The 14,768-nt window shown below is 50.7% G+C and carries 12 protein-coding genes and 2 tRNA genes; 1 reads left to right on the top strand and 13 read right to left on the bottom strand.

Annotated features, from left to right (window positions below; all coding sequences use genetic code 11):
• Positions 1-31: 31 nt before the first annotated feature.
• The 13 genes from EVJ29_RS02905 to EVJ29_RS02845 all read right to left on the bottom strand — a co-directional run bounded on the left by EVJ29_RS02905 (position 32) and on the right by EVJ29_RS02845 (position 14,117).
• The gene (locus EVJ29_RS02905) at positions 32-2,233 is read right to left on the bottom strand and encodes a 1,4-alpha-glucan branching protein domain-containing protein (protein ID WP_131463756.1); all 2,202 of its coding nucleotides are present in this window, start codon (positions 2,231-2,233) and stop codon (positions 32-34) included.
• 12 nt (positions 2,234-2,245) lie between these two features.
• Complete coding sequence (locus EVJ29_RS02900; protein ID WP_131504699.1) at positions 2,246-3,010, bottom strand: DUF4912 domain-containing protein; 765 nt, start codon at positions 3,008-3,010, stop codon at positions 2,246-2,248.
• A 119-nt stretch (positions 3,011-3,129) separates the two neighbouring features.
• Positions 3,130-3,792: a phosphate signaling complex protein PhoU gene (phoU, locus tag EVJ29_RS02895; protein ID WP_131463758.1), complete on the bottom strand. Its 663-nt coding sequence runs from the start codon at positions 3,790-3,792 to the stop codon at positions 3,130-3,132.
• A gap of 15 nt (positions 3,793-3,807) precedes the next feature.
• The gene (pstB, locus tag EVJ29_RS02890; RefSeq protein ID WP_233589588.1) at positions 3,808-4,569 is read right to left on the bottom strand and encodes a phosphate ABC transporter ATP-binding protein PstB; all 762 of its coding nucleotides are present in this window, start codon (positions 4,567-4,569) and stop codon (positions 3,808-3,810) included.
• Between the two features lie 103 nt (positions 4,570-4,672).
• Entirely contained in the window at positions 4,673-5,584 is a 912-nt protein-coding gene (pstA, locus tag EVJ29_RS02885) for a phosphate ABC transporter permease PstA (protein WP_131463761.1), read from the bottom strand.
• Position 5,585: 1 nt separating this feature from the next.
• Entirely contained in the window at positions 5,586-6,530 is a 945-nt protein-coding gene (pstC, locus tag EVJ29_RS02880) for a phosphate ABC transporter permease subunit PstC (RefSeq protein WP_131463763.1), read from the bottom strand.
• Between the two features lie 84 nt (positions 6,531-6,614).
• Complete coding sequence (locus EVJ29_RS02875; protein WP_131463765.1) at positions 6,615-7,553, bottom strand: PstS family phosphate ABC transporter substrate-binding protein; 939 nt, start codon at positions 7,551-7,553, stop codon at positions 6,615-6,617.
• A 152-nt stretch (positions 7,554-7,705) separates the two neighbouring features.
• Complete coding sequence (locus EVJ29_RS02870; protein ID WP_199749299.1) at positions 7,706-9,763, bottom strand: peptidoglycan D,D-transpeptidase FtsI family protein; 2,058 nt, start codon at positions 9,761-9,763, stop codon at positions 7,706-7,708.
• A 153-nt stretch (positions 9,764-9,916) separates the two neighbouring features.
• Positions 9,917-10,525 (bottom strand): superoxide dismutase, encoded by a 609-nt coding sequence (locus EVJ29_RS02865; protein ID WP_071397750.1) that lies wholly within the window; start codon positions 10,523-10,525, stop codon positions 9,917-9,919.
• Positions 10,526-10,609: 84 nt separating this feature from the next.
• A complete protein-coding gene (locus EVJ29_RS02860; RefSeq protein WP_131490381.1) occupies positions 10,610-12,079 on the bottom strand; it encodes an alpha-amylase in 1,470 nt (489 codons plus the stop codon).
• 122 nt (positions 12,080-12,201) lie between these two features.
• A tRNA-Ile gene (locus tag EVJ29_RS02855) sits at positions 12,202-12,275 on the bottom strand.
• Between the two features lie 4 nt (positions 12,276-12,279).
• A tRNA-Met gene (locus EVJ29_RS02850) sits at positions 12,280-12,356 on the bottom strand.
• 114 nt (positions 12,357-12,470) lie between these two features.
• The gene (locus tag EVJ29_RS02845; protein ID WP_131490382.1) at positions 12,471-14,117 is read right to left on the bottom strand and encodes a Na/Pi cotransporter family protein; all 1,647 of its coding nucleotides are present in this window, start codon (positions 14,115-14,117) and stop codon (positions 12,471-12,473) included.
• Between the two features lie 200 nt (positions 14,118-14,317).
• Between EVJ29_RS02845 and EVJ29_RS02840 the strand changes: the two genes are divergently transcribed.
• Entirely contained in the window at positions 14,318-14,758 is a 441-nt protein-coding gene (locus EVJ29_RS02840) for a hypothetical protein (protein ID WP_236633364.1), read from the top strand.
• Positions 14,759-14,768 lie beyond the last annotated feature (10 nt).

The following is a 14,768-nucleotide window of genomic DNA, read 5'->3' as shown; positions in this document are numbered from 1 at the left end:
ATCCTACCAAGTTTTTTTTGAAAAAGCAAGGTTATTTCACGTTCTTTTTCAAACGTTTCTGCCCGTACGGTGACGCGTCGAGCGGTAGGCACGTTTTTACGTTATCGCCGATCACATACCGCGTCGCGAGCTCCTCGATCGAGAGCTGTTCACCGACATAAACCGTATCAGCTTCCGAGAGGACGCCGTTCTCAATGCGATGGATCGCATCGAACAGGCCACCGTGCCCGTGCGGGTTGCGGGTCGTTTCAAATGACAACATAGTTGAGTATAACGGAACATCTAGTGACTTCGCAAGTGAACGTGCCGCTGGAATCGTCATCCAATCAAAATGATGGACCGCTTTGAAGTTGACCATCGTCTGTAACTGTTGGACGAGTTTCACGTAGGCGACGTTCTGAGCAGCGATTTGGTTCATGACATGCTCTAGAAACGGACTCGTGAGTGGGACCCGGTACACGTGCACGCGATTGTGGCGCTCATATTCAGGCAATCCTTCACTGTGCGGCGTGAGGACGTAAACGGTCTCCCCGTCAGCCGCTCGTGCCTCGACTTCAGCGACGACGCGGTGACCGAGGTCGCCCACTATATTGCCTGTATATTCTGGCGTGAGGACGAGAATGACCTCACCTTCTTCGCCACGCTCCTGCGTCACATAATAGTCGTGTGGAGATAGGAACGTATCGATATCAATATCCACGTCGTCTAAGAACGGATAGACCGTGTAGTGCTCGTCTAGCAAGCGATCCGATAGCTTGCCTTCGTAGAGCGCCGTCTCGAGTTCGGCAAACAGACGGGTATGTTCGCGGAAACGTTCGGCGGCGTATTGCGCCGTCGTCTGGCCGTCCAAGATAAACGCCCAATCACTCGAGACTGAGAGCACATAATGACGAATGAGCTGTCTCAAAGCCCGGTCGGCGAGTGGCGAGGTGTTCCGATAGTCGGCTACGTCTTTGACGAGTTGCGTCTCCATCGTGTGCAAATGTCTGAGCATCCATTCGTTGCGTTCGTTGATCCACACATCGCCGTAACCTTTCCGGCCCCACGTGTTCATCGAAACTTGTACTGTTTGCAGGTCTTGGAAATGACGCTCGAGGAAGAGTGCCGGCGTGATCGTCTCAATCCCGTATGCCTCTAGTCGCTCTGCGACTTGCCCTAAAAATTCAGGGCCCTCAAACCACCAATGGCCGAACAGTTCGGCGTCAAACGGTGCCGTGACGAGGAACGGCGGGAACGTTTGTCCACCGTGCGCTTCTAAATGCGCCGCGAGCGTCTCGGCGAAATCGGTCGCGTGATTATCGATTTGATGTTCGGCCCATCCGCGGACGTAAAAGTCTTTTTCGTCGCTGTCGCCCGTGATGCGATGCATCTTCAGACCTGTGTCGAAGCGGATGCCCTCTGGATGCATGAACGCTTGAATGTATTCCCAGTCCCGGTCGTAGGCGAGATCGCGATAAAACTCGCGATAGTCCGGATGCCCCGGATAACCGATCATCGAACTCCAAATCTTCCCGGAGATGATTTGATCACGTGGGAATAAAGCGACTCCGTGCGGCGAATAGACAGGCGCACCGATGCCTTTGTCCGGCGTCGGGTCGGCTTCGAGCAACGCGTGCTCATCGACGAACGTGTAGCGAATCCCTTCCTCATAGAGGATGCGGTCGACTCCTGGCGTATACGCACATTCCGGTAACCAAATGCCGGTCGGACGGAAGCCGTAATGCCGCTCGAAGCAGTTCAATCCAGTCCGAATCTCGGCCCGTGCCGCCTGATCGGTGAACAGATGCGGGTTGAAACCGTGTGTCGCCGTACATGTGACCATATCGATGAAGCCTTGCTCACGATATGTACGGAACGCATGGTTCAAATTTTTCTCCCAATGGAGGAACGTGTTCTTCAAGTCTTGATAACGGCGTTCGTAAAAATGAAGCGTCTCGACTTCTTGTTCGCTCCGACCCTCAGCCAGTTCGATTGAGATCAGTTCAAGCATCTCATCTAAATGCCCGAGATAGCGATCTTGGACGAGTGGGTCGGCGAGCATTTCGATGACGGGCGGAGAGATACTGACCGTCCAATGCAGGGGCCGTTGAAGTCGATCGACTTGCCACAGAATCGGGATGTATGTCTCGGAGATGGCTTCATATACCCAGCGTTCTTCTAGCCGGTGTTTCTCTTCATGCCTCACGTACGGAAGATGGGCATGTAGGACGAGTGAAAAATAACCTGGTTTCATAGTGTGTCCTCCTCAGCGTACGCAGCGGTATGCAGAATATTTTGGTAACGTATCGAGTAGTTCTGGTGACTCGACTTCACCGAATTGCCAACGTCTGACCGGCTCGGCAAAACGTCCGACTCCTGCCGGTTCGTTCCGCGGCGTATCAATCGGCATCGAGGCGACGAGCGGAAGAAATTCGCCTTCCATCGTCCGAATCCCGAATTCGAAGACGTACGTCGTGTTCGGGTCGAGCGGACGGACGAACCAGCTGTTCGTCATTTCCGGCAACTCGAACGTATAAGACCGGTTCGCATGACCAGATGTGTAATCGAGCAGGGTGATGTCTAAGATGCGGAACGCCTTCGGCAAATCTTCCCACGGGCGCATGAACTGCATCGTCAGCGTCTCTTTCACAGCGTCTGACACTTCCCAAAAAACATAGATCGCGTTCGGGGATTGAACGACCGCGTGCATGAGGTCGACATCGTAGCGGTCTGGAAGCTTCCAAAAACCGTCTGGACCTGTTTCAAGGAGCGGTGACTGCTTCGGCTCTTCGTGATGGAGTGTCGAGGCGACCTGCCCCACTGTTGGAGCTTCTTTCTCGTTTCGTTTCATTCTATCCTTCCCTTCATTAGAAGATTTTTTAGGAGCGGTTGTCGGCTTGGTGACCTCACCGTTCTGGGAACGCCATTTACGCCATGCGTACTGGACTTTTCCGACTGGCATGTCTAATTGTTCTGCAATCTGTTTTAACGTAAGCCCTTGTTGTTTCAAGGATACGATTTTTTCTTCCATTTATGTCTGGCTCCCTTCCAAAAAAAAATCCATATGCTCTACGTATTCGTTCTTTTTCAGTGAACTCCTGCACAAAAAAAAGTAAAGAACAACAGACCTGTTGTTCTTTACCACTTTTATCACTGATTTAAATCATAATGCTTCCCTTTTTCGAGAAAAATCAAATGTTCCCCGAAATTGGTCACATGGTCGCCCATCCGTTCGAGATAGCGGGCGATGTTTGCAAACTCATAAACATCGTTCGTTCCGACCGTCATCGTCGGTAGACTTCCGATATATTGCTTGATCACCTGTAAGTTGAGATCATCGATGACTTTATCCATCTCATTCAACTCACGGACCCGGCTGGCTTCACCTTTACGATAGGCACGGGTTGCGAGTTCAAGCATATCGATCAACTGTTCGGCCATCTGCTTGAGCGGCTTAATGTCAAGCAAGTACGGGACGTGCTCGATTCGCGTCACGGCTTTGGCGATGTTCGTCGCGTAATCCGCGATCCGTTCAAGGTCGGTCGCGGACTTCATCGTCACGATCAAGCGACGAAGATCGGTCGCGACCGGTTGTTGTTTGGCAATCAAGAGAATCGCCTGGTCGTTGATTTCAAGTTCGAGGTCGTCTAGTTCGTTATCATTGTCGATTACCGTCTGGGCGAGCGTGAGGTCTCGTTTCTCAAGCACCTCGATTGCTGTCGCCGTTTGGCGCATCGTCAAGTTCGCCAGGCGAACGACTTTCTCTTCTAGTTCGTTTAATTTAACATCAAAAAATGCGCGATTTTGTGCCATAGTAATCTCCCCCTCTTAACCGAACCGGCCAGAAATGTAATCTTCAGTCCGCTTGTCAGTTGGATTCGAGAAGATTTTATCGGTTGCGTCGAACTCGACGACTTCCCCGTTCAAGAAGAACGCCGTCTTGTCAGACACACGTGCTGCCTGTTGCATGTTGTGCGTGACGATGATGATCGAATATTGTTCTTTCAACTCTTGGACGAGCTCTTCGACTTTAAGTGTCGAGATCGGGTCAAGCGCTGACGTCGGCTCGTCCATAAGAATAACGTCTGGTTCAATCGCAAGTGTCCGGGCGATACAAAGGCGCTGTTGCTGACCACCTGAGAGACCGTAAGCGTTCTCGTTCAAGCGATCTTTCACTTCCTCCCAGATTGCGGCGCCGCGTAGTGAGCGTTCGACGATCTCGTCGAGCACTTTTTTATTTTTGATCCCGTGCGTGCGCGGTCCGTACGCGACGTTGTCGTACACGGATTTCGGGAACGGGTTTGGCTGCTGGAACACCATCCCGACTGACGTGCGGAGATCTTCAACTCTATAGTCACGATCAAAGATGTTGCGACCGTGGTAAAGAATCTCCCCGTTCGTCCGCACCGTCGGGACGAGTTCGACCATCCGGTTCAACGTCTTGATGAACGTCGACTTCCCACAACCAGACGGACCGATGATGGCCGTCACTTCGTTTTTCTTAATGTCGAGATTGACGTCGATCAATGCTTGATCGTCGCCGTACCATAAGTTCAAGTTGTTCACGACATAGGCGCTGTCTTTTTGCATCGCGGTCTCGTTCGGTTGGGTCGTCGTTGTATTCACGTTGTGATCTCCTTTAAGCTCTGTTTGTTTCATCATCTCGAGAGTCCTCCTCGTTTACTGCTGCGACTTAATGTCGATTTGTATACTTGTTGCGGATATAGATTGCGACCGAGTTCATCGTGATGAGCACTGTCATCAAGACGATGATACCGGCAGCGGCAAGGTTTTGGAATTCTGCTTGTGGACGGCTCGTCCAGTTGTAAATTTGGATTGGGAGCGCCGTAAAGTCTGAAAATACATTGTTCGGTGTCGTCGAGATGAACGTCGCCGCTCCGATCATGATGAGCGGTGCCGTCTCGCCGATGGCCCGGGATACGGCCAAGATGATCCCGGTGATGATCCCTGGAATAGCTGACGGTAAAACGACGTTGAACGTCGTCTGCCATTTCGAGGCACCCATAGCGAGCGACGCGTGACGTAACTCCATCTTAACGGACCGTAACGCTTCTTGTGACGCGACGATGACGATCGGCAAACTCATCAGACCGAGCGTCAGCGCCCCAGTCATGACCGAGCTGCCAAGTCCGGCCGTCCGAACGAAGAACGTCAATCCGAGCAAACCGAACACGATCGACGGGACACCCGCCAAGTTCGAGATGTTCACTTCGATAAACGATGTGAGCCGGTTTTTCGGTGCGTACTCTTCCAAATAAATCGCGGCACCGACACCGACGATAAACACCATCGGCACGATTAGCATCATGAGCCAAAGCGTCCCGATCAAAGCCGGATAAAGACCGGCCTGTTCGGCACGGCGTGACGGGAAGTTGCGGAGGAAGTCGAGATTGACCCAGCCGCCACCTTTTGAGATCACGTCATAAATAAGCGTCGATAAGACAAGCAAGGCGAAGACGAGCCCCGCTAAAAAGATGTATTTAAATACTTCGTTCAATCGTAGGCGACTTTTAATCCGTCGCGATACGGTCTCATGGTCAATATAGTTCTTCGTATTCTTGAACTCACTGTTCGGCAAAGCCATATTAGTACTCCTCTCTGAAGCGGCGCGTCACCCAGTTCGCGAACAAGTTCATCACGAGCGTAAAGATGAATAGAAGCGCACCGACCGCATAGATACTATAGTATTCGATTGTCCCGTAACCAGCGTCACCTTTGGCGATCTGGACGATATACGCCGTCATCGTTTGGATCGCGTTGAGCGGGTTGAACTCGAAGTTCGGTTGCGACCCACCCGCGATCGTGACGATCATCGTCTCACCGATCGCTCGACTCATCCCGAGGACGATCGAAGCGATGATCCCTGAGAGCGCGGCCGGCATGACGACTTTGAGGGCGACTTCTAGACGTGTCGCACCGAGGCCGAGTGCCCCGTCACGAATCTTTTTCGGAACGGCACTCATCGCGTCTTCCGAAATCGAAGCGATCATCGGGATGATCATGATGCCGACGACGATCCCTGGACTGAGGGCGTTATAAATCTTCAACCCCGGAATGAGCGACTGCAAGATCGGTGTGACGAATGACAAGGCGAAGAACCCGAAGACGATTGTCGGAACGCCGGCGAGGACTTCAAGGATCGGCTTGAGAATCGTCCGGGCCCGTTCAGACGCGTACTCGCTCAAATAAATGGCCGATGCGAGTCCGAGCGGCACCGCCACGATCATCGCGATGAGCGTGATTTGGAGTGTGCCCATGACGAGCGCCCAAACACCGAAACTCGGATCCGCACTGAGCGGGTACCATTCGGTCGAGCCGAGGAAGTCGCGTACCGGGACTTTTTCAAAGAACTTGAACAGTTCGAAACCGAGCGTCAAAGCAATCCCGATCGTCGTGACGACCGAGACAAATGCGCTCAAGAATAATAAGAACGGCATGACCTTATCAAACACGTTCGTCGTACTATATTTTTTTTGCTTATTCGCGTTAATCATCTCTCGAATCGAGAACTCATTTTTTGATTCGTTCATCTCGTTTATCGCTCCCTACCTCTTCATACTAGAAAGCATGGCGAGAAGGCGAGAGAGTCTCTCACCTTCTGCCATTTGCTCTATTTATTCACCAGCGAGTTCATCAATCAGTTTAGCGTTCTCATCGTAACTTGCTTGCTCCATCGCGACGTAGCCGACTTCTTCAGCAAGTGCTGCGGCATTTTCGTTCATAAAGCGTGCGAAGTTTACAACTTGCGGCTTTTCTTGCATCGATGCGTTGTTCACGTACGTGTAGATTGGACGTGACAGTGGATATTCGAACGATGTCACGTTCTCAGCTGTCGGCTCGACGCCGTCTACTTTCAACGCTTTCAACGTTCCTTCGTTTTCAATGTAGTACGCGTATCCGAAGAAGCCGATCGCGCCTTTCGTTCCGGCAACACCCGTCACGAGGACGTTGTCGTCTTCTGACAACTGTGCATCTTGGCGAACGTCTGTATCTTCGAGAACTGCTTCGTTGAAGTAATCGAACGTACCTGAGTCTTTACCAGGTGAGAAGAATGAGATCTCTTCATCCGGCCAGTCCGAGCGGACGTCTTTCCATGTCTTCACGTTGCTGTCTGTCCACATCTTGTTAAGCTCATCCATCGTGATATCATCGGCCCAATCGTTCTCTGGATTGACGACAACCGCCAATCCGTCAAGTGCGACCGCGATTTCTGTGTATTCGACACCGTTCGCTTCAGCTTCGGCTGCTTCTTCTTCTTTGATTTCACGCGATGCGTTCGAGAAGTCTGTCTCACCGGTCACGAAACGTTTGAAGCCGCCGCCCGTTCCAGATACACCGACCGTTACTTCAACGTCTGGCTGTTCAGCTGAATACTCTTCAGCGACCGCTTCCATGATCGGGAATACGGTAGACGAACCGTCCATGACGACTTTACCTGAAAGTGCGTCCCCTTCGGCTCCGCCGTTTCCTTCTTCATTGTTTCCACACGCGGCACCGACGATGGCCACCGAAGTGATTGAAGCGAGTAAAGCTGATTTTTTCATCCAAGACATTTCTGACGTCCTCCTTGAGTTTGCTTTGATTTGTGTTGCGGGTCTGTTGTTTCGTCCTACAATTAACATCCTAATAAACTACTATTAACGATAAATAAACGGAACGTAAAAGAATTGTAAAGATAAAAAAAGAAGCCACCGAAGTGACTTCTTTACTGGAGCTGTGCTTGGACGTCTTCTAAATCAAAATATACTTTCATGATGTCATGGGCGACGCGCGTGTTGACGCCTTCCGCCTCAAGACCTGGCATGATGATCGCCCACGCGATCTCTGGGTCGTCGTACGGAGCCCAGCCGACGTGGTTCGAGTTGAGCGTCTTGATCGGCTCACCGTTCGCGTTTCGTTTCGCTTGGCCGTCCGGCCCTTCCGCGATCGCTTGCGCAGTCCCGGTCTTACCGGCCGCCGTCATCCCCGTCTGTTGGAGAATCCGTGACGTTCCGGTCTCGACCCCTTGACGGAAGCCTTGACGCGAACGCTGGATGAACTCGTCGCGGATGTCGACTTTGTTCAGCGCTTTCGGCTGGAACGTGCTGACGACTTGTTTGTTCATCTCATCGAGCGAGCCCGGTTCAATGATCTCTTTTAACAGATGCGGCTGCACGCGATATCCGCCGTTGGCAAGCGTCGACGTATATTGCGCGAGTTGGATCGGCGTATACGAGATGAACTGACCGATCGACATATCCATCAACAGTGTGACGCGGTCGGGCACGCTCCGGAAACCGATCGATTCGTAAGGAAGATCGATGCCCGTCTCGATCCCGAGTCCGAACTGTTTATAGTAGTGCTCCATCGTATTGAACGCTTCGGTGACGTTGTCACCGACGATTTGGCCGGTCGAATAATAATCGGCGAGCCTGAGCGCGATCTGGAACATGTAGATGTTCGACGACATGGCAAGCGCATCGAGGTCGTTGATGTTCCCCATGTTCCGGTAAGACGATTTGAGCGAAGACCCGATGCGGATCGGCGCGTCGTAAATGTATTCGCCCGGCTTGATGACTTCTTCTTCAAGTCCGAACGCGACGGTCGCCCCTTTGATCGTCGAGCCGATTTGGCTCGCCCGGAGAACGGTTCCTGTCGAGACGTCTTTAAACTCGTTCGTCTCAAGATCTAACTCTTGCCCAGACAAAGCGAGCAGCTCGCCCGTCTTCGGATTCATGACGACGACGAAAGCCCGGTCGAAGTGCGGACTCCCCGAACGCCCGGCACGGATCGCCTTCTTCAAGATCTCATCGACTTCTTTTTGGAATTCGATGTCCGTCGACAAGATGATATCTTTTCCGGGATTACCGCTCACGCGCGTAGGCTCACCGACCGGTTGGCCTTTATACGTCGTGAACACGTCATAAGCCGGGGTTCCGCGTAAAATATCTTCATACTGTTGCTCGAGATAAGACGTCCCGACCCGATCGTTCAACCCGTAGCCTTTCGCCTGATACGAGGCCCGTTGCTCGGCCGGGATTTGACGATAGCTTCCGAGGAAGCTTTGGAACGTTTCACCGAACGGATAGGCCCGCTGGTAATACGGTTCGACGCTGACGCCTGGCAACAGCTCCAAGTTTTCTTCGATCAAAGCCATCTCTTTCGGCGACGCGCCGATTTTGATGACTTGCGGGTCTAACGCGTACCCGCTCTCCATATTATGTTTGATAGCGATGATCTCTTCGGTCGCATCATCGAACGTGATCTCTGCTTGCGTGATTGAATCAAGCAGCAACTGATCGACTGCTTGGTTCGACAAGGCGGCCCGCTCTTCTTCCGGCAGCTCGGCGAGAAGCGATTGGACTCGTTCTTGCGAGCGCTCAGGATCGATGGCGATCCAATAGTCCTTGCGGTCCCGTTCGGTCACTTTGCGATCTTTCTCCGGAATGTCGACGATCTTAGCAAGTTTGACCGCAACATCGAGACGCTCCTCCGTTTTCGTCACTTGGGAGCGACGGTACATGACCGAATAGTTCGAGATTGTGTCGGCCAACACTTGACCGTTCCGATCGTAGATTTTGCCGCGAGGCACCTCGTACTTGATTTTGCTCGACTCGGTCTTTTGAACCTCTCGGGCGATCAACTCTCCGTTGACGATTTGGACGACGCCTAACCGAAAGATCAACGTCGCAAACAAAATGAAGACGATAAAAAACAATAAATTTAATCGTAACGGAAGGTGGTTACGCCGTTTTTTCGGCACTTTCACACGGTGTCTAGCCAATTCAGTTATCTCCTTCCACTTTCAGTTGCTTCTATATTATACTTTTCTGTATTTCTATTTTCAGACTCGATTTTTACTATATCATAATTTGTTTACAAATTAATGAAATGTAGAAAAAATCCCGAGATTCAACCGAATCTCGGGATCGTGTCATTATTTGGCGTCAGCGTAAAGCTTCGCGACGTAATCCCAGTCGATGACGTGGAAGAACGCTTGGATGTAGTCCGGGCGACGGTTTTGATAGTTCAAGTAGTACGCATGCTCCCAAACATCGAGTCCAAGGATCGGCGTGATGCCTTCCATGATCGGTGAATCTTGGTTCGGTGTCGACGTGACTTCGAGCTTGCCGCCTTTGACGACGAGCCAAGCCCAACCTGAACCGAAACGAGTTGTAGCGGCTTTCGTGAACTCATCTTTGAACGCGTCAAAGCTGCCGAACGCTTCGTCGATCGCCGTTGCGAGTTCGCCCGTTGGCGTCCCGTTCTCGTTTTTCTTCAACAACTTCCAGAAGAACGAGTGGTTCCAATGACCGCCGCCGTTGTTACGAACAGCTGTCTGAATGTCAGCAGGAAGCGAATCGAGTTTTTGGAGCAAGTCTTCAAGTGAAGAGTACTCTACGTCTTTTCCTTCGAGTGCATTGTTCACGTTCGTGACGTAAGCGTTGTGGTGTTTCGAATGGTGGATTTCCATCGTGCGTGCGTCAATGTGTGGTTCGAGTGCATCGTATGCGTAATCAAGTTGTGGTAATTCAAATTTAGCCATAACTAAAATCCCCCTTAAAATTGGTTTGAACAACGTTCGTTTTAAATGTAACAGATTTGTGACGGCTTACTCAATTGTAAAGGCTTATTCCACATCTTCGTCCGGCAACGCCCAGACCGAGATCGATCCTGCCGCTACTTTAAATACCCCTTTTCCATCTTCGTCAATCTCGATGATTTCATCGATCGTCTGCGTCAAGTCGACCCATTTCTCACCGGCACGATGCTCCCCGACGTACATCTGTTTCTCCGCCTCTTCGTTATTCGAGATGATGACGGCACAACCTGAACGCTCGATATCCTCGCTGCCGTGTCGGACCCAGCCGATCACGTGCTCGTTATCGAAGTAGTCGTCTTGTTGCCCATACGCTTTTTCACGACGGGCGTACAGAAGTGGATCGATGGCCAGCTTCTTCCCTTCGACCGGGTGGGGCCCGTTGATGCCGTAGTAATCACCGTAGAAAACACACGGATAACCGTCTTGGCGGAGTAAAATCAAACCGTAAGCACTCTGTTTGAACCAATCTTCGACCCATGACTCGAGCGCCTCGGCCGGCTGTGAGTCATGGTTGTCGACGAACGTGACCGAGTGAAGCGGGTGGGACTGGACGAGTGTGTCGTCAAAGATCGTCCGCAAATCAAACGATGCGCCTTCAATCGAGGCACGCTGCAAATTGTAATGGAGCGGCACGTCGAACAGATCGACGTGGTAGTCGATGTTGTCTAAAAAGGCGCGGCAATCTTCGAGCTCCGACTTCCAAAACTCACCGACCAAGTAAAAGTTCTCGCCTTTTTCATCTTTCATCGTTTGGCTGAACTCTTTGACGAAATCATAGTTGATATGTTTGATCGCATCGAGACGGAAGCCATCACATTTCGTCTCTTCGATGAACCACTTGCCCCAACTTAACACTTCTTCCCGGACTTCCGGATGATGATAGTCAATGTTCGCAAACATCAAATAGTCATAAACGCCGAACTCACTATCGACGTTGTCATTCCATTTTTTGTTATCGCCTAAAATGAAGAAGATACCGCTATGCTCGCTCGCCGCGTCATAGTCCGTGCCGTTGAAATGATGGAAGTTCCATTTGAACGACGAGTACTTACCGTTTCGCGCTTTATAATCAAACTTCGTCCAACCTTCAATCTCAAACGGTTCTTCCGACAACACTTTCGTCCGGTCTTCCGGGTCGACTTCTAACACGTCGAACTTCTCGGTCGCGTCGGCTCCGGCTTTATGGTTCAACACGACATCCATATATACTTGCATCCCGAGTTCTTGGGCGTGTTTCGTCGCCTCAAGCAGCTCTTGCTTCGTCCCGTATTTTGTGGCGACGGTTCCTTTTTGATCAAACTCGCCTAAATCATACAAGTCATAGACACCATATCCCGTATCCTCATCACTTTGACCTTTTGTGACCGGTGGCAACCAAAGTGCGGTGATTCCTGCTTTTTTTAATTTAGAAGCCCGTTCTTTCAATCGCTTCCAATGCTTTTGGTCAGCCGGGACGTGCCATTCAAAAAATTGCATCATCGTATGATTTCGTTCCATCTCGCTTCGCCTCGTTTCATATTTTTCAAAAACAAAATGCTAACGGATATTTACCCGCGTCTTCACTTTTGAAAACAACAATGTAAACAAAAAAGCAGCTTTCATTAGAAAGCTGCCCTCGATGGACCCTGTAGGACTTGAACCTACGACCGGACGGTTATGAGCCGTCTGCTCTAACCAGCTGAGCTAAGGGTCCTTATTGGTAGCGGCGGAGGGAGTCGAACCCACGACCTCACGGGTATGAACCGTACGCTCTAGCCAGCTGAGCTACACCGCCACGTTGTTATACAGTAATAATATACTGAAGGAAGCCTCTACTGTCAATGAAAAGTCACACGTACGCAAAAAAGTCTTGCTACTTATAACTTAAGTAGCAAGACTTTTTGAAACGTTAGACCGATATTTCGTTCGTTGCATCTTCAAGTGTGATTTCCGTGATGTTCATCGCATGGTCACCGATCCGCTCAAGGTTCGAGAGCATATCGACGAAGAACATACCAGCTTGGCCGTCACATTCACCTGTGTTCAAACGAACGACATGATTTTTACGGAATTGACGCTCGAGCATGTCGAGTTTCGCTTCCATCTCGATGACTTGACGCGCCTCGACCATGTCACCGCTCGCAAGCGTTTGAAGTGACTTCTCGAGTGTGGCCCGTGTCAGATCATACATTTCCGTCAACTCTTTTTGAGCATCAGGTGAGAGGGTGATCCGTGTCGCCGTCTTATAGTCGATCAACTCGATGATGTTCTCAACGTGGTCACCGATTCGCTCGATGTCGTTGATGGCATGCATGAGTGTCTTATGCTGTTGTGATTCGTGCTCCGTCAAATCGACGGCCGCCAATTTGACGAGATAATCCGTGATTTTAGAGTTCAATGAGTTTAACGCTTCTTCGATATGTGCCGACTTCTCAGCGTGTTTCTTGTCTCCTGACGCCATATAGCTGCGCGCTTCGTCAAGACCGAGCTTCGCGAAATCACCCATGCGGATGACTTCATATTTTGCTTGCTCGACCGCGATCGAAGGCGACTGTTGGATGAAGACAGGGTCTAGATGTTGCGCTTTCGTATCGACGATTGAATCTTCACCTGGTACGAGTTTCGTCACGAGCCAAGCAATCGTCCCGATGAACCAGAACTGGACAAACGTGTTGACGACGTTGAACGTACCGTGCGCGAAGGCGATTTGCATCTTGTCTTCGATAGCTAATAAGTCTGTGATCCACAAAATATATCGCGTGAAGAGCGGCAAAATAATCAAGAACATGGCTGTCCCGATCAAGTTAAAGATAACGTGAGCTGCCGCCGCACGACGAGCCGCGACCGAGGCACCGATTGAAGCGAGAATCGCCGTGATCGTCGTCCCGATGTTGTCACCGAACAAGACAGGCAGTGCTGCATCGAGTTGGATCGAGCCACCTGCGTACAGTTCTTGCAAAATCCCGATCGTCGCAGAAGACGATTGAACGATGACCGTGAACACCGTACCGACGATGACGCCTAGGAACGGATTGTCACTCATCGATTGCGTCAAATCAATGAAATATTCACTCGAACGAAGCGGGCGCATCCCGTCTCCCATGAGTTCGAGACCGTAGAACAGCATCCCGAATCCGAAGAAGATTTGTCCGAGGTGTTGGAATTTCTCTCTTTTAAAGAAGAACAAAAGAATCGCACCGACTGCGATAATCGGAAGTGCATAAGCACCAATGTCAATCCCGATGATGAACGCCGTTACCGTCGTCCCGATGTTCGCACCCATGATGACCCCGATCGCTTGACGGAGCGTCATGAAACCGGCGCTGACAAGACCGACCGTAATGACGGTTGTTCCACTTGATGTTTGAAGTAAGACCGTAACAATGATCCCGGCTAGTACTCCGAGGAACGGATTCGATGTATACTTATCAAGGATGTCGCGGAGTCGATCTCCTGCAGACTTTTGAAGGCCGTCTCCCATCGATTTGATACCGAATAGGAAGATCCCTAATCCTCCAAAAAACATGAATAACATTTCTTGCAAATTGTATTCCACGATTTTTGTACTCCTTTTGATTGTGAATTGGTTGTGTTTAATTGGTTCTTGTTGCCCTACTCATTATGCCTTCTTCCCTGAGTCGATGTAAACACGTTTAATGTTAAGGTTTTATTAAATAGCTGTCTTATTTTTATGTATTTTAGATAATTTGTACTATAACAGAATGGGGTTTTGTCTGTATGCTTAAAACGACATCAATGTTTATCCGCCATAGCCTGCTACCTACGAAGCAAACGCTACGGCTCCGTCTAGCTCCGCTACACGCTTATATGTTGGCGAGCCTCGTCTTTACAATCGTCGCGACTGTCTTAGATTACCTCGTCTTGCGGCCCGATTTTTTCGCACCGATGTGGCTGTTTTTACACGGCTTCGCCATTTTCTTCTTCTATATGATGTGGGTCGCCGTCGCCGCCTTGTTCGTTCAACTCGTGACGAGACTTCGAATGAAGAAACCGTGGCCGTATCGGCAAGCTTGGCCTTACGCGGTCGCGATGACACTCGTCCCGACGCTCGTGCTCGTCGCCTTGTATCACGCCGTGTCCGCACTTCTATGGCTCGGTTTCGTCGTCACGATCGTCTACTTGACCGTCCCACTATTCCAAATCCCGCTTAAACAAAAAAACTCGGGACGGCGCTAATTCGCGCTGT

Origin of the sequence: Exiguobacterium sp. SH4S7 (genome assembly GCF_004336795.1) — a bacterium.
GTDB lineage: Bacteria > Bacillota > Bacilli > Exiguobacteriales > Exiguobacteriaceae > Exiguobacterium > Exiguobacterium aurantiacum_A.
Note: the sequence above shows the minus strand (reverse complement) of the source record. Positions and strands in the feature narration are given on the sequence as shown.

Excerpts from the sequence above, each read along its gene's own strand:
- EVJ29_RS02840 (WP_236633364.1), top strand. The coding sequence starts at position 14,318 with ATGTTTATCCGCCATAGCCTGCTACCTACGAAGCAAACGCTACGGCTC.
- EVJ29_RS02905 (WP_131463756.1), bottom strand. The coding sequence starts at position 2,233 with ATGAAACCAGGTTATTTTTCACTCGTCCTACATGCCCATCTTCCGTAC.
- pstC (WP_131463763.1), bottom strand. The coding sequence starts at position 6,530 with ATGAACGAATCAAAAAATGAGTTCTCGATTCGAGAGATGATTAACGCG.
- phoU (WP_131463758.1), bottom strand. The coding sequence starts at position 3,792 with ATGGCACAAAATCGCGCATTTTTTGATGTTAAATTAAACGAACTAGAA.
- pstA (WP_131463761.1), bottom strand. The coding sequence starts at position 5,584 with ATGGCTTTGCCGAACAGTGAGTTCAAGAATACGAAGAACTATATTGAC.
- EVJ29_RS02865 (WP_071397750.1), bottom strand. The coding sequence starts at position 10,525 with ATGGCTAAATTTGAATTACCACAACTTGATTACGCATACGATGCACTC.
- EVJ29_RS02900 (WP_131504699.1), bottom strand. The coding sequence starts at position 3,010 with ATGGAAGAAAAAATCGTATCCTTGAAACAACAAGGGCTTACGTTAAAA.
- pstB (WP_233589588.1), bottom strand. The coding sequence starts at position 4,569 with ATGCAAAAAGACAGCGCCTATGTCGTGAACAACTTGAACTTATGGTAC.
- EVJ29_RS02860 (WP_131490381.1), bottom strand. The coding sequence starts at position 12,079 with ATGGAACGAAATCATACGATGATGCAATTTTTTGAATGGCACGTCCCG.
- EVJ29_RS02875 (WP_131463765.1), bottom strand. The coding sequence starts at position 7,553 with ATGTCTTGGATGAAAAAATCAGCTTTACTCGCTTCAATCACTTCGGTG.